Below are 2,368 nucleotides of genomic sequence, written 5' to 3'. Positions count from 1 at the left end.
GTTGAAGTCGCCGGGCTCGTATTGCAGCAGCAGCGGCGTCGGCCGGGCCTGGCCGGCGGCGTGGCAGGCCTCCAGTAAGTCCTCGTGCCGCTCCGGATAGCGGGTGGCGATGCCCATGCGCGCGTTCCAGCCATTGGCCACCGGCGCCAGCCGGGGGTACAGCGCGGCGCGCAGCCCGGCGACGGGGGCGGGCAGGGGATAGGCGAAGTACTTGTACTCGCCGCGGCCGAAGCCGTGCCTGGCCATCACCACCCGGCTGCGGAACGGCTTGTCCTCGGAGTAGAGCGCGGCGACGGCGCGGCATTCCTCCGGCGACAGCAGGGCGGGCAGCACCGCCGCGCCGTGCTGGTCCAACTCCGCCGCCGCGGCGTCCCAGTCGAGGGCGGCGACGCGGTCGATCGGGAGCGGGGCGGCGGGCTGGGCGTCGGCGGGGCGAAGGGCGGTGCGGGGCATCGGTCGGGCCTCCTGGTCGCTGTGATGACAGCAGGATGGCGCCCGCGGTTCCGGCCGGCACTCCGCCGCTTGCGGTCAAATTGCGGCATGGCCCGTCCACCGGGCAGTACAGGGCCGGGGCAGTCCATGGGTTGGGTTCGCCTCGGCGAATCCGACGCTGGTCCGGGTTGCGCGATGTTGGGTTCGCGAGCCGCGAACCCAACCTACGCCGCGGTCACCGGCGTATACGTCACCATCCTGAGGTCGGGCGCGCCCTCGACCACGAAGGTGGCGTGGGCGAATTCCAGCAGGCCCAGCGTGTCGTGGCGGATGCGCTTGATGCCCTCGCTGCGCTCCGCCACGTCCTGCTGCGGCCACCAGCGGCGGAACTCCGGGCTGGCCGCCTGCAGCGCCTCGACCAGCGCCGTGAAGGCCGGGTCGCCGCCGGCCCGGCCGTGGTCCAGCCGGAACTTGGCGACGACGCGGCGGACGCCCTCCTCCCAGTCCGGCATCATCCGGCGGTAGCGCGGGTCGGTGAAGATCAGCCACAAGCTGTTGCGCTCGGCCGGCGGGACCAGCGCGTAGTCGCCGAACAGCACCGTGGTCGCCGCATTCCAGGCGACGATGTCCCAGCGCGCTGTCTTGACGTAGGCGGGGTTCGGCAGGCTGTCGAGCAGCGCCTGCAGGATCGGCGAGACCGCGGGCAGGCCCGGGGCGGCATGCGGCGGCGGGCGATGCTGGGCCAGGGCATAGAGATGCGCCCGCTCCGTGGGGTCCAGCCGCAGCGCCCGGCACACCCGCTCCAGGAAGTCGGCGGAGACCTGGATGGCGCGGCCCTGCTCGAACCAGGTGTACCAGGTGATGCCGACCCCGGCGAGCTGGGCGACCTCCTCGCGCCGCAGCCCCGGGGTGCGGCGGCGGGAGCCCGTCGGCAGGCCGACCTCGTCCGGGCTGGTCCGGGCGCGGCGGTCGCGAACGAAGTCGGACAGCGCGATGCGCTCGGGGGTGCGCTGCAGGCTGGTGACAGCCATAGCCTGTTGCTTTCACTAATAGGATAAGAACTTATCTTTTCCTATTATAGAGCATCTCCCATTCTCTGTCTCGGGCGGGCGGACCCGCCGCCGCCCCGATGGAGATCCCGCATGACCGATGTGACCTGCGCCGCCGGGGCCGCCCGGCGGTCGACCGTGGCTCGTCCCTGGCTCGGCCTCGCCGTGATGCTGGCCGGGCCGTTCATGACCGTGATGGATGTGATGATCGTCAACGTGGCGATCCCGAGCATCCGGCTGGGGCTCGGCGCCAGCTATGCCGAGGCCGAGCTGGTGGTGGCCGGCTACAGCCTGGCCTATGCGGTGGCGCTGATCACCGGCGGACGCCTCGGCGACCTGCAGGGGCGGCGGCGGATGTTCGTCGCCGGGCTGATCGGCTTCGCCCTGACCTCGGCCCTGTGCGGCGTGGCGACGACCGCGCAGACGCTGCTCCTGGCCCGGCTGCTGCAAGGCGTCGCGGCGGCGCTGCTGTTCCCGCAGGTGTTCTCGCTGATCCGGGTGACCTTCCCTGACCCGCAGGACTGCGCCAGGGCCTTCGCCGCGCTCGGCGTGGTGCTGGGGCTGGCCGCGGTGGCCGGGCAGGTGCTGGGCGGCATCCTGGTGGCGGCGGATCTCTGGGGTCTCGGCTGGCGGCCGATCTTCCTGCTCAACATCCCGATCGGCCTGCTGGCTGCCATCGCGGCCCCGCGGCTGATCCCGGCCGACCAGGTGGCGCCCGGCCAGCGGCTGGACCTCGCGGGCGTGGCCTTGAGCGCGCTCGGCCTCGGCCTCCTGCTGTACCCGCTGATCGAGGGGCGCGAGGCCGGCTGGCCGGCCTGGTCGCTGGCGATGCTCGCCGCCGCGGTGCCGGTGCTGGCGGCCTTCGCCTGGCACCAGCACGGCCGGTC

At 73.0% G+C, this 2,368-nt stretch carries 3 protein-coding genes; 1 reads left to right on the top strand and 2 read right to left on the bottom strand.

Translation table 11 applies throughout. The features are described 5' to 3' along the window. Both P409_RS32125 and P409_RS32120 read right to left on the bottom strand, forming a co-directional pair. Positions 1-453 (bottom strand): 2OG-Fe(II) oxygenase (locus tag P409_RS32125; RefSeq protein WP_034848185.1); only part of this gene is annotated, 453 nt, incomplete at its 3' end. Positions 454-656: 203 nt separating this feature from the next. Continuing rightward, entirely contained in the window at positions 657-1,463 is an 807-nt protein-coding gene (locus P409_RS32120; RefSeq protein ID WP_052121641.1) for a helix-turn-helix transcriptional regulator, read from the bottom strand. 111 nt (positions 1,464-1,574) lie between these two features. Here P409_RS32120 and P409_RS32115 point away from each other — a divergent pair. After that, positions 1,575-2,368: MFS transporter (locus tag P409_RS32115; protein ID WP_034848183.1), on the top strand; the 794-nt coding region annotated here is incomplete at its 3' end.

Source organism: Inquilinus limosus MP06, assembly GCF_000767795.1.
In the GTDB taxonomy this organism is placed as follows: Bacteria; Pseudomonadota; Alphaproteobacteria; order DSM-16000; family Inquilinaceae; genus Inquilinus; species Inquilinus limosus_E.
Note: the sequence above shows the minus strand (reverse complement) of the source record. Positions and strands in the feature narration are given on the sequence as shown.